Raw genomic sequence first — 16,793 nt, 5'->3', positions numbered from 1 at the left:
GTCTCACCTCTCACACATCCCGCAGGTGTCCCGCAATCAGCTCAAGAAACCTGAAAAGAGCCTAGCAAAAAAGTAGTCTTGTCAATACTAGAAGTAATAATTAAGCTTATCCGACAGTTTAGAAGAGACAAAGTTTACAAAGAAGAAAGTAATTAATGATATACTATCGTTAAAAAGTGAGGTGGAGGTCTTGTTAAGTGGTAAAAAGATTTTATTATGTGTAAGTGGTGGTATTGCAGTTTTTAAAGCAGCAGCTCTAACAAGCAAATTAGTCCAAACAGGTGCTGATGTAAGAGTAATTATGACGAACTCCGCTATGGAATTTGTAAATCCACTCACATTCCAAGCGCTATCACGGAATGATGTCTATTTTGACACATTTGATGAAAAAAATTCTAAGGTGATTGCTCATATTGACCTAGCTGATTGGGCAGACCTAATCGTTATTGCTCCAGCTTCTGCAAATACTATAAGTAAATTAGCTAATGGTATTGCAGATAATATGCTTACTTCAACATTACTAGCTGCAACAGCTCAAGTTTGGGTTGCACCAGCAATGAATGTTCATATGTACAAACATCCTGCCATCCAGACAAATATTAACACACTGCATCAATTTGGATACCGCTTTATTGAACCGAGTGAAGGGTATTTAGCATGTGGGTATGTTGGTAAAGGCAGATTAGAGGAACCTGAAAAAATTGTTGAGTTAATGAATCAATACTTTGAAGAGCAAGAAGTAGGTTCCCCGTTAAAAGATGTACATATCATTGTTACAGCAGGACCAACAAGAGAAAAAGTAGACCCAGTAAGATTCTTTACAAATCATTCATCAGGTAAAATGGGCTATGCAATCGCTGATGTAGCGTCTAAGCTAGGAGCAAATGTCACATTAATTACTGGACCAACTGTTATTCCTGCCCCGAACGATGTTACGACTATTCAAATAGAGACCGCACAAGAAATGTATGAGCAAGTGATTAAGCATTTTGAACAAGCAGATGTAGTCATTAAATCTGCAGCGGTTGCTGACTACCGTCCAGTCCAAACTTATAATCAAAAGTTAAAAAAGCAAAATTCAGATATGCAAATAGAAATGGAAAGAACAGTAGACATCCTCAATGAGTTAGGTAAGTTAAAATCCACCCAATTATTAGTAGGATTCGCCGCTGAAACGAATAACCTTGAAGAATATGCTAAAAAGAAAATTATTACAAAAAACCTTGATTTAATCGTAGCAAATAATGTGACAAGTGAAGGGGCAGGATTTGATAAAGATACGAATATTGTGACGATAATTGATAAAGCATTTAACAAAGTTGAACTTCCAAAGATGTCAAAATATGATGTGGCCAAAATTTTATTAGAAAAGGTGCAGTTGCTTCTTGAGGAGCGAGGCAGGTTATGAAATATGCAAGTGTTATCGTAGATGTACAAGCGATGCAGACAGATAGAGCCTTTGATTATAAAGTACCAGAAGAATGGCAGCAGCTTGTCTCTCCTGGTATGAGAGTCATTGTTCCGTTTGGGCCTCGTAAAGTTCAAGGATTTATCGTTGAATTAAAGAATCAAACAGATTATGAAAAGTTAAAATCAATTTCAGATTTGGTTGATTTAACACCTTGTTTGACAACAGAATTAATCGAACTTGGACAATGGTTAACGGAAAAGACATTGTGTTTTAAAGTATCTGCATTTCAAGCAATGCTTCCAGCTGCTATGAAGGCAAAATATGAAAAAGTTATTCGGTTCATAGGTGATGAACTAGAAGCACTTCCTTTTACAATAAGACCATTTTTCGAAGGTAAAATTGAGGTTGATTTAAAAGATATAGAGCAGGTTGCCTCATTTCGAGAAATACATAAGGAAATTGAATGTGGAAATTTAGAAGTTATTTACAAGGTAAAGCAAAAGACTAATAAGAAAACGGTAAAAGTCATAAAGGCCAGTGAAACATTTTCAGCTTTAAGTGAACATTTATCTGCTATCCCAGCCAATGCGAAAAAACAACATGATATAATTCATTACTTTATAACGAATCGTTTAAATGAAATTCCGTTGCAACTTTTGTTATCAGAAACAAAAGCATCTGATACAACTGTAAAAGCGTTAATATCGAAAGGTATCTTGCAAGAGGAAAATCGAGAAATCTATCGAGACCCTTATGAAAATCGTGAGTTTGAAAAAACAAATCCATTACCATTAAACGAGGAGCAACAGCAGGCGATTGGACCGATTATACATGCGATAGACAAAAAGCTTCATGAAGTATTCCTTATGTATGGGGTGACTGGTAGCGGAAAAACAGAGGTTTACCTACAGTCAATTGACAAGGTTTTAAAAGAAGGGAGAGAAGCAATTGTCCTCGTCCCAGAAATTTCACTGACTCCTCAAATGGTCCATCGCTTTAAAGGTCGCTTTGGTTCAAAAGTGGCTGTCCTCCATAGTGGTTTATCAACTGGTGAAAAATATGACGAATGGCGTAAAATTCAACGTAAAGAAGTACAACTAGTTGTCGGTGCCCGCTCAGCAATTTTTGCACCATTTGAAAAACTTGGGATGATTATTATTGATGAGGAACATGAATCCAGCTATAAACAGGAGGAAAACCCGCGCTATCATGCACGAGATGTTGCAATATATCGAGGGAAGCAACACAATTGTCCTGTTGTTTTAGGGAGTGCAACACCGACACTTGAATCATTTGCACGATCACAAAAAGGAGTGTATAAGCTTTTAACTTTAAAAGAACGTGTTAATAAAAGGAATATGCCAAGCGTAGAGATTGTTGATATGAGAGAAGAGTTAAGAAATGGTAATCGCTCAATGTTTTCTGCATCGTTAATGGATAAGATGACAGATAGGCTAAATAAACATGAACAAACAGTTCTGTTATTAAATAAAAGAGGATATTCTTCATTTGTTATGTGCCGAGATTGCGGATATGTTAATGGCTGTCCACATTGTGATATATCTTTAACATACCATCTTCGAGGGCAGCAGCTAAAATGTCATTATTGCGGTTATGAAGAACCATTACCGAATACTTGTCCTGAATGTGAGAGTGAGCATATCCGTTATTTTGGGACAGGTACTCAAAAGGTAGAAGAAGAATTAGTGAAAATTTTACCAGAGGCTCGAATCATACGTATGGATGTTGACACAACAAATCGGAAAGGGGCACACGAAAAGCTTTTGACAAAATTCGGTCAAAAACAGGCTGACATTTTATTAGGTACCCAAATGATTGCTAAGGGCTTAGACTTTCCAGATGTAACGTTAGTTGGTGTACTTACTGCAGATACGATGCTTAACTTACCAGATTTCCGCGCTTCGGAGAAGACTTTTCAACTGTTAACACAAGTTAGTGGAAGGGCTGGTAGACATGAACTTCCAGGAGAGGTTGTCATTCAAACCTATACTCCTGAGCATTATAGTATTCAACTATCTAGTCAGTATGATTATGATTCGCTTTTTAGGCATGAAATGCAGTTAAGAAAAACTCACGCTTATCCACCATACTACTTTATCGCTCTTGTAACAGTATCTCATCCAGACATCATGAAGGTTGTGTCTGTAACTGAGACAATTGTCCAATATTTACGAAGAAATGTTGCTAACGATACTCGAATACTTGGACCTGTTGCTTCCCCTATTCCACGTATCAAAGATAGATATCGATACCAATGCATGGTAAAATACAAACGTGATAATGACTTACACATAACGCTTCGTAAAATACTGGAGCATTTTCAACAAGAGATGACAACAAATCAATTAATGATTTCTGTGGACTTAAATCCAAACACAATGATGTAGGTAGTGATTTGAAAGATGAAAATAGAAATCTGACTATAGAAATGAGGCAAATCTTTTGGCAGTAAAACCTATAATTATGCATCCGGCAGAAGTATTAGAGACACCTTGTGAAAAGGTTACTACCTTTGATCGGAAGCTCTCAAAACTATTAGCTGATATGTATGATACGATGATTGAATATGATGGTGTCGGACTAGCTGCACCGCAAATTGGTATAACGAAGCAAGTTGCGATCGTTGACATAGATGACCACCATGGAACGATAGAATTAATTAACCCAACAATTATTGATAAAAAAGGTAAACAATATGGAATTGAAGGCTGTTTAAGTTTCCCCGGCTTATTTGGCGAAGTTACAAGAGCTGAATATGTCAAAGTGAGATCGCTAAATCGTAAAGGCAAAGTCAAAATAATAGAAGCAGAAGGTTTCTTAGCACGGGCAATCCAACATGAAATCGACCATTTAGATGGTATTTTATTTAATTCGAAAGTAGAGAGATATGTAGACGAGGAAGAATTAGAAACGACGGAAGGTGATAAACTTGACTAATATAGTATTTATGGGAACACCTGATTTTTCAGTACCTATTCTTAGAAAACTTATTGAAGAGGATTATAATATTGTAGGTGTTGTAACCCAGCCAGACAGACAGAAAGGTCGTAAAAAAGTATTAACACCTCCCCCTGTCAAAGTAGAAGCAGAGAAGCATGGGATAAAAGTTCTTCAACCAGAAAAAATTAGAACAGAATTAGATGATGTTCTATCGTTAAAACCTGATTTAATTATTACAGCTGCTTTTGGTCAAATTTTACCTAAGGAATTATTAGAAGCACCAAAATATGGATGTATCAACGTTCATGCTTCACTCTTACCAGAACTTAGAGGCGGGGCTCCTATCCATTATTCCATTTTACAAGGAAAAGATAAAACCGGTATTACAATAATGTATATGGCGGAAAAATTAGACGCAGGAGATATATTAACACAAGCAGAAGTTGCAATTGACGAACATGACACAGTTGGAAGCCTCCATGATAAATTAAGTGAAGCAGGAGTTAACCTGTTAATTGAAACATTACCTTCATTACTTGCTGGAAAATTATCTCCAATAAAGCAAGATGATAGCAAGGCGACTTTTGCTTCTAATATCAAACGTGAACAAGAAAAAATTAAATGGTCTAAAAACGGTGAGGAAATCTACAACCAAATTAGAGGATTAAACCCATGGCCTGTTGCTTTTACAACACTAGATGACAAAGTTGTGAAAATATGGTGGGGTGAAAAGGTCGAAACCAATGCAGATGCTAATCCCGGAACAATTATCGACGTGGAGGAAGATGGTTTTATTGTGGCGACGGGTAATCAAGTTGCGATTAAAGTTACTGAACTCCAGCCTTCAGGGAAAAAGAAAATGAGCGGAGAAGACTTCCTTCGGGGAAAAGCAGTATCAGTAGGAGACGTCTTAGGAGATAATAATGAAAAAACATTTAAATAATGTCAGAAATGTAGCGGTTGAAACATTACTGCAAATCGAAAAAAATCAAGCATATAGTAATCTTCTGTTAAATTCGATGATAAAAAAATATAAAGTAAATGAGAAAGACATCGGGTTGCTAACAGAACTTGTGTATGGAACGTTACAGCGTCGTGAAACGGTAGATTATTATTTGAATCAATTTCTAAACAATAATAAGAAAATTGAAATATGGGTTAAAATCTTATTAAGAATATCTGTCTATCAAATGGTTTACCTTGATCGAGTTCCTGACAGAGCCATTTTATTCGAGGCGGTAGAGATCGCAAAAGCTAGAGGTCATAAGGGAATTGCTTCATTTGTTAACGGAATACTAAGAAGCTTTCAAAGAGAAGGTATTCCAGATTTAAATCTGATTAAAGATGATATTGAGCGTTTATCTATTAAGACAAGTCATCCAAGATGGTTAATTGAAAAATGGATAAAGCAATACGGCTATCAAGAAACTGAGAAAATGTGCGAAGCTAATTTAACACCTCCTTCACAAACTGCTAGGGTAAACATCATGAAGAACTCAGTAGAAGAATTATATCAGCAATTAACAAATGATGGAGTACTTGTTGAATATGGTGATTTATCTGTGGACGCAATTAAAGGATTAAAAGGTAACCTTGCACTTACCGAAGCGTTCCAGAAGGGCTTGTTAACTATCCAAGATGAAAGCTCAATGCTCGTTGCTAGGGCAGTAAACCCTCAATTAAATGAGAGAATTTTAGATGCTTGTGCTGCACCAGGAGGTAAATCTACACATTTGGCTGAACGGATGAAAGGAACAGGTACTGTTCATTCACTCGACCTGCATGAACACAAAGTAAAACTGATTAATCAACAAGCAAAACGATTAAATTTATTAAATATTGAAGCAACTGCAATTGATAGCAGAAAGGCAGATGAACTCTTTGAGAAAGAGAGCTTTGATAGGATTTTAGTAGATGCACCATGTTCAGGTTTCGGTGTCATTCGACGAAAGCCAGATATAAAGTATACAAAAACAATCCAAGATGTAACGAACCTTGCACAATTACAATTGGAAATTTTAGAATCTGTTGCCTCTTTATTAAAAAGCGGAGGTATGTTAGTTTATAGTACATGTACAATTGATAGGGAAGAGAATAATGATGTTATCAAAAAATTCTTACAAGACCATCCTGAATTTGAACGAAATCTTGCAGTGAAGGATTACTTACCAGAAAAGATTCAACCGTATATTCATGATGGTGAAGTTCAAATACTTCCACATTACTTTGGGACAGACGGATTTTATATAGCTAGTTTACGAAAGAAGGGTTAAATTTGGAACAATTAAAAAGAGCAGCTAAGAAAGACAAAAAAGCAAATGAACCAACAATTCCATCTATCTATTCATTGGAATTGCATGAGTTAGAGCAATGGTTGACAGAACATGGAGAAAAATCGTTTCGTGCAAACCAAATATTCGATTGGTTATATACAAAACGTGTCACAAGCTTTGAAGATATGTCAAATCTATCTAAAGAATTACGCACACTCTTACAAGAAAAGTTTACACTTACAACGCTTAAAACACTTATCCAACAAACTTCAAAAGATGGAACAATTAAATTCCTGTTTGAATTACATGACGGATATTCAATTGAAACTGTTTTAATGAGACATGAATATGGCAATTCTGTATGTGTAACAACTCAAGTAGGATGCCGAATTGGCTGTACATTTTGTGCATCTACATTAGGTGGATTAAAGCGGAATTTAGAAGCTGGTGAAATAGTTGCACAAGTTGTCAAAGTTCAACAAGCACTTGACGAGCTTGATGAGCGTGTCAGTCATATTGTTATAATGGGAATTGGAGAGCCATTTGATAACTATGATGAAATGATGTCATTTTTGAAAATAGTTAACCATGATAAAGGTTTAAATATTGGTGCTAGACATATCACAGTTTCTACAAGTGGAATTATCCCGAAAATTTACAAATTCGCTGACGAAAAACTACAAATCAATTTTGCAATATCGTTACATGCACCAAATACAGAGCTTCGATCAAAATTAATGCCAATAAATCGAGCATATAAACTTCCTGATTTAATGGAGGCTGTTAAATATTATGTTGATAAAACAGGAAGACGGATTAGCTTTGAATATGGTCTGTTTGGTGGCGAGAATGACCAAGTTGAGCATGCAGAAGAATTAGCAAGATTAGTAAAAGGGATAAAGTGTCATATCAATTTAATACCAGTAAATTATGTTCCAGAAAGAAATTATGTTCGTACACCGAAAGAACAAATTAAACTTTTTGAAGATACACTAAAAAAGCATGGTATAAATGTGACAACAAGAAGAGAGCAAGGCCATGATATTGATGCTGCTTGCGGACAACTTCGAGCTAAGGAGCGTAAAGAGGAGACGAGGTGACCAAGGTGGAAACTTTTTATATGTCAGACCGGGGAAAAGTAAGGCAACATAATGAAGATTCTGTTGGAGTTTTTAATAATGAAATTGGTATTCTAGCAATTGTTGCGGATGGTATGGGTGGTCATTTGGCTGGGGATGTTGCCAGTCAAATGACAATCCAAACATTTCAATCCTTATGGGAGAATGTAAAGCAGCTTGATAGTCCTAAGGATGCAGAAAATTGGTTTATTCATACAGCGCTAGAAGTAAACAAGACTGTATACGAGCATTCTTTAGCAAATCCAGAATGTCAAGGAATGGGTACAACAATAGTCGGTGCTATCATAACAGAGGAATTTGCCACTATTGGGCATATAGGTGATAGCCGCTGCTATTTATTCACTCAGGCTGGCTTTACCCAAATAACCCAAGACCACTCCTTAGTAAATGAGCTTGTTAAGTCAGGACAAATATCTAAAGAGGATGCAGAACACCATCCTAGAAAAAATGTCCTCCTGAGAGCTTTAGGGACGGAACAGACAGTTGAACTTGATGTAAAGACAATCGGCTTTGAAGAGAATGATATTTTGTTAATCTGTTCTGACGGATTGACAAATAAACTTACTGATGAAGAAATTAGTTCTGAACTTATTAAATCTCACTCCCTAGACATTATAGGGAAGACACTCATTGACATCGCTAATGAAAATGGTGGCGAAGATAATATTTCTTTAGTTATTGTCAAAAGGACTGCGAATGAATTAGGTGAAGCGTCGTGTTAATAGGAAAAAGAATTAGCGGACGTTATAAAATTCTAGAAGTCATTGGCGGCGGCGGTATGGCTAATGTCTATTTAGCCCGGGATATGATTCTAGAAAGAGAAGTAGCAATGAAAGTATTACGTTTCGACTTTTCCAATGATGATGAGTTTATTAAGAGATTTAGAAGGGAAGCTCAATCAGCCACAAGTTTAGCACATCCTAATATCGTCAGTATTTATGATGTTGGGGAAGAAGACGGAATCTACTATATTGTAATGGAATATGTTGATGGACAAACATTAAAAAAGTACATACAACAGTTTGCACCTGTCCAACCTAGAAAAGCTGTACATATAATGCTGCAAATAGTTGCTGCTATGCAACACGCACATGATAATCATATAATCCATCGGGATATTAAACCACATAATATATTAATTGACCGTGAAGGAAACGTAAAAGTAACTGATTTTGGTATAGCAGTTGCACTTAGTTCAACGACAATTACACAAACTAATTCGGTTTTAGGCTCGATTCACTATCTATCACCTGAGCAAGCAAGAGGTGGGATGGCAAATAAAAAATCCGATATCTATTCTATTGGTATTGTATTATTCGAATTACTTACAGGAAGACTACCATTTGATGGTGAATCTGCAATATCTATAGCATTAAAGCACTTGCAGTCCTCCACACCTTCCGTAAGACGGTGGAATCCAGACGTGCCTCAAAGTTTGGAAAATGTTATCTTAAAGTCAACCGCAAAGGATCCGTTTCACCGCTACCATTCTATAGAGGAAATGGAAAGAGATTTAGATACAGTTTTTGATGTTAATAGAATTTCAGAAGAACCTTTTACAATTCCAGATGATGATGAAGCAACAAAAGCAATTCCTATCATAACAGAGGAAAATGTCGGAGAGCATAAAATTGGCGATACACTCGTCCACACACCAGAAAAAAAACAGATGGATGTTCCTAAGGAAGATGTAAAAAAGCATAAAGCTCATAAAAAGGACAAGCCCAAAAAGAAAAAAAGTAAACTAGCTATCTTTATCATCACAACATTTATTATATTAATGGCGGGAGCAATTTCTGCATTTACAATACTGCCTCCTTTATTATTACCAAAGGATATTGAAGTGCCAGACGTTACAGAAAAGCCTTATGATGAAGCTGTAGACATGTTAAAAGAAAGTGGTTTTACAATAAACGATCCTGTTATGCTCACAGATGAGGAAATTGAAGAAGGATATGTCATAAAAACAGAGCCGAAAGCAGCTGAAGTAGCAAAAGAAGGAGCACCTGTTACAATATATCAAAGCACAGGTAAAGAAAAAATAACAATTGATGATTATGTTGGCAAGACAATAGACAGAGTAAGACTAATTTTAGAGAAGAATGGCATTAAGGTTACTATTGAGGAAGCTACAAGTGATACTGAGTTAGAAGGAACGATTATCTCTCAAACGCCTGAAGTCGGAGAAGAAATTATACCATCTGAAGATACGATCACACTTGTAGTTAGTACCGGACCAAAACGTATTAATATCGAAAACTTGAATGGTAAGAGTAAGGAAGAAGTGGAGGCCTATGTAAACGAAAATGGCCTTGCACTGAGTGAGAAAGAGGAGTTTAATGAACAAATTCCAAAAGGACACGTAGTTTCACAAAAGCCAAACCCTGGAGAAGAAGTGAATCCTAAGGAAACTCAAATAGAAGTAGTTTACTCACTAGGTCCTGAAGAAAAACCATTACTTCCAAAGAAATTATCTGAAACAATTACAATACCTTATAATCCTACGGAAGAAGGACAAGAACTAGAGGTTTCGATAATTATTGACGATGCAGAGCGATCTTTTCCAAATGTTTTTGAAACATTTACAATTAATAGTCCAAAAACATATACATTAAATCTTACAATTGCCCCCGGGGAAGAGGCCTTTTATCAAGTAACAGTAGACAATAAGGTTGTAACATCTAAAGCGATTCCATACGATAACGAGTAGTATATGTCTCATGCAATAAGTCTATATAATAAAGAGGACTTATTTATTGAAAAGGCATTTTTCTAATGGATTGTGGGTTTTACACGAACCTTTTTAAGGGTTGTGTGATCTGTTTAAACTATAAAATATGTATAGTTGATTGTCGTTATTTACGATAGTTGTGTGGCACAGGTGAGACTTTAATGATTGCATACTTAAAAGATGTTCCTCACCGCCACACCATTTGTCTTGAGTATTGTGCAGAATAAATGCAAAGTTAGAAGTTCACAAGGAGGTTTTTCATGCCGCAAGGGAAAATTGTAAAAGCACTAAGTGGTTTTTACTATGTACAGGACGGTGACCGCTTTATCCAGTGTAGAGGAAGAGGAGTATTTCGAAAAAATAAAATTACACCTCTCGTTGGAGATGAGGTCGTATATCAAGCAGACAATGACCAAGAGGGATATGTACTTGAAGTTTTAACTCGAAAAAATGAATTAATTAGACCACCGATTTGTAATGTTGATCAAGCCATTCTCGTATTTTCAGCAGTAGAGCCGGATTTTAGCCCGACTTTACTGGACAGATTCCTTGTATTAATAGAAGCAAATGATATTGAACCAATTATTGTCATAAGTAAAATCGATTTAATTCAGTCGAAAGAAGTTGAAACAGAGGTTCAGTCATATGCCGACGATTATAAACGAATTGGTTATCATGTCTATTTAACATCAACAGTCGAAGCAAACTCTCTAAGTGAAATGGAACCAATCTTAAATGATAAAATATCCGTATTTGCTGGGCAATCAGGTGTAGGAAAGTCCTCGTTATTAAATTTATTACGTCCAGATTTAGAATTAAAGACGAATGATATTTCTACACATTTAGGGAGGGGGAAGCATACGACAAGACACGTTGAGCTAATTCCTGTTGGAACTGGATTTGTTGCTGATACCCCTGGTTTTAGTTCTCTAGAGTTTACAGGAATTGAAATTGAAGATCTGACATATTGCTTTCCGGAAATGAAAGAAAGAAGTGGGGATTGTAAGTTTCGAGGTTGTACGCATGTCAAAGAACCAAAATGTGCTATAAAAGCAGCAGTAGAAAACGGTGATATACCTCAATATAGATATGACCATTATTTATCTTTTGTAGAAGAAATAAAAGAGAGAAAGCCGAGGTATTAATTATGATAAAAATTGCACCTTCAATTTTATCTGCAAATTTTGCAAAATTGGGAGAAGAGATAAAAGACGTTGAAAATGGTGGAGCAGATTACATACATGTCGATGTAATGGATGGTCATTTTGTTCCGAATATTACGATTGGACCATTAATAGTGGAGGCGATTAGACCTATTACAAATCTTCCACTTGACGTTCATTTAATGATTGATAATCCTGACCTTTACATTGAAGATTTTGTCCGTGCAGGAGCAGATATCATTACCGTCCATGTTGAAGCATGCAAACATTTACATCGGACAATTCAGTTAATTAAATCAACTGGTATAAAAGCTGGTGTAGTTTTAAATCCGCATACACCAATTGAATCAATTATCCATGTACTTGAAGACGTTGATATGGTATTACTTATGACTGTTAATCCAGGTTTTGGAGGGCAGGCTTTCATCCCGAAAGTGTTAGAAAAAATTGAGCAGTTGGCGACAATTATCAAGGAGAAGCAACTTTCAATCGATATTGAAGTTGATGGTGGTGTAAACGAAATTACTGCAAAGCAATGTGTTGAAGCAGGAGCTAATGTATTAGTTGCAGGGTCTGCAATTTATAATCAAATTGACCGTAAGTTAGCGATACAGCAGCTAAAGCAGGCGGTTATGAGTTAAGCTTTATCCTTAGTCAAAAAGTCTAGTAGTTGCTAGCTTAAGTAATAAAATCTTATCTCAAAGTTTGACAGATTCATTTGTCAGGCTTTTTTTATAACCAAAAATAGTAATAAATTTGTATTTGCGAATCCCATTGATGCAACGAGGTAATACAATTTAAAAAGCTAAAAATGAGGTAGTAAATGATGCGTAATATTGCACTAGTTGCAGGTGGACCTAAGGAACTTATACCACCTTTAAATGAATATAATCAAGATGATGTAACATGGGTAGGGATTGATAGAGGTGCCGTTTACCTTATGGAGGATGGAATTCCAATTTCATATGCATTTGGAGATTTTGACTCAATAACAAGCTCTGAAATGGACTCTATTTCAAAAACCAAGCAAAGATTAAAAATTTTTCCGCCGGAAAAGGACCAAACAGATACTGAACTTGCACTAGAATGGGCTATAGAACAAAACCCAACTAGTATTAGAATATTTGGGGCTACAGGTGGTCGAATTGACCATATGTTAGCAAATATACAGTTATTAATGAAAGGTTTATCAAAGAGGACTGAAATTGAAATAATTGATTGTCAAAATCAACTCACGCTACATACCCCTGGTACATATACAATAAAAGAACACAAGGAATGGAAATATATTTCATTTATTCCAGTATCATATGAGGTCCGAGGAATCACTTTAGAAAATTTTAAGTACCCACTAAGTAATTGTCATATCAAAATCGGTTCAACATTATGTATTAGTAATGAACTCATTTATGAACAAGGTACTTTTTCTTTTTATGAGGGCATATTATTAATGGTAAGAAGTCGAGATTAATCCTTGTGGATCCAAGAATAAGGTTCTAACGTCATTTTTTAACCAACTGCTGAATAGAATGTACAGAACTGATTTATTTCATTGTTCTAGACAAGTAGAAAAAAGTAAAGTACTTCTAGATTCGTGATCTTATGGTTGAGATATGTTTTATAATGGAAGCTAAATTTGACGTTAACCGAACCGTTGAACAAGCGGAATGCATGTTTAAAGATTTTTGGTTGAGGAGGGACATTATGAAATTTTATACGATTAAGCTACCGAAGTTTTTAGGAGGAATTGTGCGGGCAATGCTAGGCTCATTTAAAAAAGACTAAGAAAAAAGCACCGTTTAGCCGGTGCTTTTTTCTTAGATTATTCTTTCTTATATGAAATGAATAAGCTTACAGATGATAAGTTAATTAAAGTTAAACTCTCTCAACTTTACCTGATCTTAACGCTCGAGCAGATACATATACCTTTTTCGGTTTACCGTTAACTAAGATGCGAACTTTTTGAAGGTTTGCGCCCCAAGTACGTTTGTTTGCGTTCATTGCGTGTGAACGTGCATTACCTGAGCGAGTTTTTCTACCAGTAACAACGCATTTACGTGCCATGTTATTCCCTCCTTACTACAAAAAAACCTCATAATATACAAAATTCATGTTAAACCCATGACATACTTTAATAATTTATCATAACTCATCTTATATTGCAATACTTCTATCGCATAGCTTTCAAGAATTTTTCCTTGACATAGGATATTCAATCATGTTGTATAATAATAGTGCGTCCTACATATGATTTTGTTAAGGTGCTTACACTCTACATATAGAACAAACATAAACTTATTTCAGTGAATGTTCTTTTTTTTATGTTTTTGACAATACTTGTATTATACGATTATCTATTTAGTTCAGCAATTATCCTAGTGCAAGGATTTTCTTTTAAAATATACTAGTGTATAGTAAAATAACATTAGCCTTGCGAACAATTCCAAAGGGGGAAAGATTATGTCCATTGAATTGAAAACGAAGTACGGACAGATTGATATTTCAAATGAAGTCATTGCAACCGTTGCAGGTGGTGCAGCGATTGACTGCTATGGTATTGTTGGAATGGCATCTAAGAATCAAATAAAAGACGGACTTACTGAAATACTTAGAAGAGAAAACTTTAGCCGAGGCGTGATTGTGCGCCAGGAAGATGACGCTATTTTTATTGATATGTATATTATCGTCAGCTATGGTACAAAAATTTCTGAAGTCGCACATAACGTTCAAACAAAAGTGAAATATACGTTAGATCAGACGGTTGGACTTGCAGTTGATTCCGTTAATATTTTTGTACAAGGTGTTCGTGTAGCGAACCCGTAGTAAGGAGGAAAAGACCTGTGTCTATAACAACATTAGATGGGAAACGTTTTGCTGAAATGATTTTGCAAGGAGCAAACCATCTTTCTAATAATGCAAAATTAGTCGATTCATTAAACGTTTTTCCAGTTCCAGATGGAGATACTGGAACGAACATGAATTTATCGATGACATCAGGAGCAAAAGAGGTTAAAAATAATCCCTCAAACCATATTGGCAATATAGGAATTGCTCTTTCAAAAGGCCTATTAATGGGCGCAAGAGGGAATTCTGGTGTAATTCTTTCTCAATTGTTTAGAGGGTTTTCAAAAGCAATTGAGGCAAAAGAAACGATAACAAGTATTGAATTTGCAAAAGCTTTACAGGCTGGGGTGGATACTGCTTATAAAGCAGTGATGAAACCTGTGGAAGGAACAATATTGACAGTTGCCAAAGATGCAGCTAAAGTTGCTGTGATTGAGGCAGAAAACGAATCAGATATTGATAAGCTAATGGAGAAAGTATTAATAGAAGCTGAAAAGTCACTAAACCGTACACCTGATTTATTACCCGTCCTTAAAGAAGTAGGAGTAGTTGATAGCGGCGGCCAAGGTTTAGTTTTTGTCTACGAAGGGTTTTTAGCCGTATTAAAAGGAGAAAAACTGCCTGAGACAATTGCACAGCCATCTATGGACGACCTTGTTAGTGCTGAACATCATAAAAGTGTTCAAGGTCATATTAATACCGAGGATATCGAATTTGGTTATTGTACAGAATTTATGGTTCGATTTGAAGAGGGTAAAACTCCGTTTGATGAAGAAGTGTTTCGTAACGACTTAAATGAATATGGTGACTCATTACTAGTTATCGCAGATGAAGAACTTGCAAAAGTACATATTCATTCAGAAACACCTGGTGATGTGTTATCCTACGGACAAAAATATGGAAATCTTATTAATATGAAGATTGAAAATATGAGACAGCAACATACTGATATCATAGGTGTAACAAAACAAGATGAACCAATAAAACAACAAGAAAAAAGCAAATATGGAATTGTTGCCGTTACAATGGGAAAAGGAATTGCCCAATTGTTTAGAAGCATAGGTGCCAATGTTGTCATTGAAGGCGGTCAGACAATGAATCCAAGTACAGAGGATATCGTTCAAGCAATTAAAGACGTTAATGCTGAGAATGTCCTGATTTTACCAAATAACTCTAATATTGTCATGGCTGCGAGACAAGCTGCTTCAGTTGTTGAAGAAAATGTCATCGTGATTCCTTCAAAAACAGTTCCTCAGGGAATGGCAGCCTTGTTAGCATTTAACCCTACAGCTGAACCTAACAATGTTGAAGAATCACTAACAGCAGCTTTAGCAAATGTAAAAAGCGGTCAAATCACATATGCTGTTCGTGATACAAATATTGATGGATTAGATATTGCTAAAGATGATTTTATGGGAATTTTTAACGGCAAAATTGTGATAACAGACCAAAATCAGTTATCAGCATCTAAAAAATTGTTAACAGCAATGATTACAGAGGATGATGAAATATTAACAATCATCCAAGGTGAAGATGTAACTGATGATGAAGTACAAGAGCTAGTCAATTATGTTGAATCACAATTTGAAGATATTGAAGTAGAGACACATAAAGGTGAACAGCCTCTATATTCTTACATTTTTTCAGTTGAATAAATATATTAAGGCTCGTTTCTAAAAGATTGTGGCTTTTTGCACTAATCTTTTTTAAGGGTTTGTCGGAGCGTAAGTGCGAGACTCCTGCGGGATGCGTGGGAGAGGTGAGACCCCACAGGCGTTTACGCCGAGGAGAGGCTCACCACCCACCCCGCGGAAAGCGAGTACTGTAGCGGAGACAAACCCTAAACGACAAATCAGTTAAAAGCAACAATGTTTACGAAAACAGTCTATATTAAAAAACTCGGCATAACTGCCGAGTTTTTGTGTTTCTATGCAATATATTAAGTTGCATTTTTTTGGGGTGTCATTTCTCTTTTCAAGCACAGATATGAGTCTTATACATTGCAAATTGAAAGGAACATGTGAGTCTATACCTTTAATATAAAAGATTTGAAATTTATACAGTTTACTAAAAGTTTGATAGACTATACCTGTATAGATAATTTTATATAATTGTTTTGTATACATTGATGTTGATTACTTAGTTGTCGTTATGAGTCTCCACTGGAATTATTCTAAAGATGTAACGTGGGTGGCGAGCCTTAACTACGGCATACGAATTCGAAAATTCAGGTTATCATTTACTGCGGTTAGTTATCATTGATTCGCTTTC

At 35.8% G+C, this 16,793-nt stretch carries 15 protein-coding genes; 14 read left to right on the top strand and 1 reads right to left on the bottom strand.

Annotation, left to right across the window (positions count from 1 at the left end):
• Nucleotides 1-190: 190 nt before the first annotated feature.
• From coaBC to spoVM, 12 genes are all read left to right on the top strand, one after another.
• Nucleotides 191-1,408 (top strand): bifunctional phosphopantothenoylcysteine decarboxylase/phosphopantothenate--cysteine ligase CoaBC, encoded by a 1,218-nt coding sequence (gene coaBC, locus J2S19_RS08610; RefSeq protein ID WP_307340102.1) that lies wholly within the window; start codon nucleotides 191-193, stop codon nucleotides 1,406-1,408.
• On the top strand, nucleotides 1,405-3,819 hold the full coding sequence (gene priA, locus J2S19_RS08605; protein WP_307340099.1) for a primosomal protein N': 2,415 nt from the start codon (nucleotides 1,405-1,407) through the stop codon (nucleotides 3,817-3,819). Before coaBC ends, priA begins: the two co-directional genes overlap by 4 nt.
• Before the next feature lie 55 nt (nucleotides 3,820-3,874).
• A complete protein-coding gene (gene def / locus J2S19_RS08600; protein ID WP_307340096.1) occupies nucleotides 3,875-4,369 on the top strand; it encodes a peptide deformylase in 495 nt (164 codons plus the stop codon).
• Nucleotides 4,362-5,315: a methionyl-tRNA formyltransferase gene (gene fmt / locus J2S19_RS08595; RefSeq protein ID WP_307340092.1), complete on the top strand. Its 954-nt coding sequence runs from the start codon at nucleotides 4,362-4,364 to the stop codon at nucleotides 5,313-5,315. The genes def and fmt overlap by 8 nt, the downstream gene beginning before the upstream one ends.
• The gene (gene rsmB / locus J2S19_RS08590; RefSeq protein ID WP_307340089.1) at nucleotides 5,296-6,645 is read left to right on the top strand and encodes a 16S rRNA (cytosine(967)-C(5))-methyltransferase RsmB; all 1,350 of its coding nucleotides are present in this window, start codon (nucleotides 5,296-5,298) and stop codon (nucleotides 6,643-6,645) included. The genes fmt and rsmB overlap by 20 nt, the downstream gene beginning before the upstream one ends.
• Nucleotides 6,646-6,647: 2 nt before the next feature.
• Entirely contained in the window at nucleotides 6,648-7,745 is a 1,098-nt protein-coding gene (gene rlmN / locus J2S19_RS08585) for a dual-specificity RNA methyltransferase RlmN (RefSeq protein ID WP_307340086.1), read from the top strand.
• A gap of 5 nt (nucleotides 7,746-7,750) precedes the next feature.
• On the top strand, nucleotides 7,751-8,506 hold the full coding sequence (locus J2S19_RS08580; protein ID WP_307340162.1) for a Stp1/IreP family PP2C-type Ser/Thr phosphatase: 756 nt from the start codon (nucleotides 7,751-7,753) through the stop codon (nucleotides 8,504-8,506).
• The gene (gene pknB / locus J2S19_RS08575) at nucleotides 8,500-10,494 is read left to right on the top strand and encodes a Stk1 family PASTA domain-containing Ser/Thr kinase (protein ID WP_307340083.1); all 1,995 of its coding nucleotides are present in this window, start codon (nucleotides 8,500-8,502) and stop codon (nucleotides 10,492-10,494) included. Before J2S19_RS08580 ends, pknB begins: the two co-directional genes overlap by 7 nt.
• A gap of 281 nt (nucleotides 10,495-10,775) precedes the next feature.
• Entirely contained in the window at nucleotides 10,776-11,660 is an 885-nt protein-coding gene (rsgA, locus tag J2S19_RS08570; protein WP_307340081.1) for a ribosome small subunit-dependent GTPase A, read from the top strand.
• A 2-nt stretch (nucleotides 11,661-11,662) separates the two neighbouring features.
• Nucleotides 11,663-12,319: a ribulose-phosphate 3-epimerase gene (gene rpe / locus J2S19_RS08565; RefSeq protein WP_307340078.1), complete on the top strand. Its 657-nt coding sequence runs from the start codon at nucleotides 11,663-11,665 to the stop codon at nucleotides 12,317-12,319.
• Nucleotides 12,320-12,504: 185 nt separating this feature from the next.
• Nucleotides 12,505-13,149, top strand: coding sequence for a thiamine diphosphokinase (locus J2S19_RS08560; protein ID WP_307340160.1), 645 nt, complete (start codon nucleotides 12,505-12,507; stop codon nucleotides 13,147-13,149).
• Between the two features lie 233 nt (nucleotides 13,150-13,382).
• Nucleotides 13,383-13,463 carry a stage V sporulation protein SpoVM gene (gene spoVM, locus J2S19_RS08555; protein ID WP_003328987.1) on the top strand — a complete coding sequence of 27 codons (81 nt, stop codon included), beginning with the start codon at nucleotides 13,383-13,385 and terminating at the stop codon, nucleotides 13,461-13,463.
• 90 nt (nucleotides 13,464-13,553) lie between these two features.
• Here the strand turns inward: spoVM and rpmB are convergent, their stop codons facing one another.
• A complete protein-coding gene (gene rpmB / locus J2S19_RS08550; RefSeq protein WP_066337865.1) occupies nucleotides 13,554-13,742 on the bottom strand; it encodes a 50S ribosomal protein L28 in 189 nt (62 codons plus the stop codon).
• A gap of 396 nt (nucleotides 13,743-14,138) precedes the next feature.
• Here rpmB and J2S19_RS08545 point away from each other — a divergent pair, with 396 nt between their 5' ends.
• Both J2S19_RS08545 and J2S19_RS08540 read left to right on the top strand, forming a co-directional pair.
• Entirely contained in the window at nucleotides 14,139-14,501 is a 363-nt protein-coding gene (locus J2S19_RS08545; RefSeq protein WP_307340075.1) for an Asp23/Gls24 family envelope stress response protein, read from the top strand.
• A 17-nt stretch (nucleotides 14,502-14,518) separates the two neighbouring features.
• Nucleotides 14,519-16,177 (top strand): DAK2 domain-containing protein, encoded by a 1,659-nt coding sequence (locus tag J2S19_RS08540; protein ID WP_307340072.1) that lies wholly within the window; start codon nucleotides 14,519-14,521, stop codon nucleotides 16,175-16,177.
• Nucleotides 16,178-16,793 lie beyond the last annotated feature (616 nt).

Origin of the sequence: Metabacillus malikii (genome assembly GCF_030813355.1) — a bacterium.
GTDB classification, from domain to species: Bacteria; Bacillota; Bacilli; order Bacillales; family Bacillaceae; genus Metabacillus; species Metabacillus malikii.
Note: the sequence above shows the minus strand (reverse complement) of the source record. Positions and strands in the feature narration are given on the sequence as shown.

What these genes read in the sequence shown, in the direction of transcription:
- priA (WP_307340099.1), top strand. Translation starts at nt 1,405, where the DNA reads ATGAAATATGCAAGTGTTATCGTAGATGTACAAGCGATGCAGACAGAT.
- rpe (WP_307340078.1), top strand. Translation starts at nt 11,663, where the DNA reads ATGATAAAAATTGCACCTTCAATTTTATCTGCAAATTTTGCAAAATTG.
- rpmB (WP_066337865.1), bottom strand. Translation starts at nt 13,742, where the DNA reads ATGGCACGTAAATGCGTTGTTACTGGTAGAAAAACTCGCTCAGGTAAT.
- rsgA (WP_307340081.1), top strand. Translation starts at nt 10,776, where the DNA reads ATGCCGCAAGGGAAAATTGTAAAAGCACTAAGTGGTTTTTACTATGTA.
- J2S19_RS08545 (WP_307340075.1), top strand. Translation starts at nt 14,139, where the DNA reads ATGTCCATTGAATTGAAAACGAAGTACGGACAGATTGATATTTCAAAT.
- rsmB (WP_307340089.1), top strand. Translation starts at nt 5,296, where the DNA reads ATGAAAAAACATTTAAATAATGTCAGAAATGTAGCGGTTGAAACATTA.
- J2S19_RS08560 (WP_307340160.1), top strand. Translation starts at nt 12,505, where the DNA reads ATGCGTAATATTGCACTAGTTGCAGGTGGACCTAAGGAACTTATACCA.
- spoVM (WP_003328987.1), top strand. Translation starts at nt 13,383, where the DNA reads ATGAAATTTTATACGATTAAGCTACCGAAGTTTTTAGGAGGAATTGTG.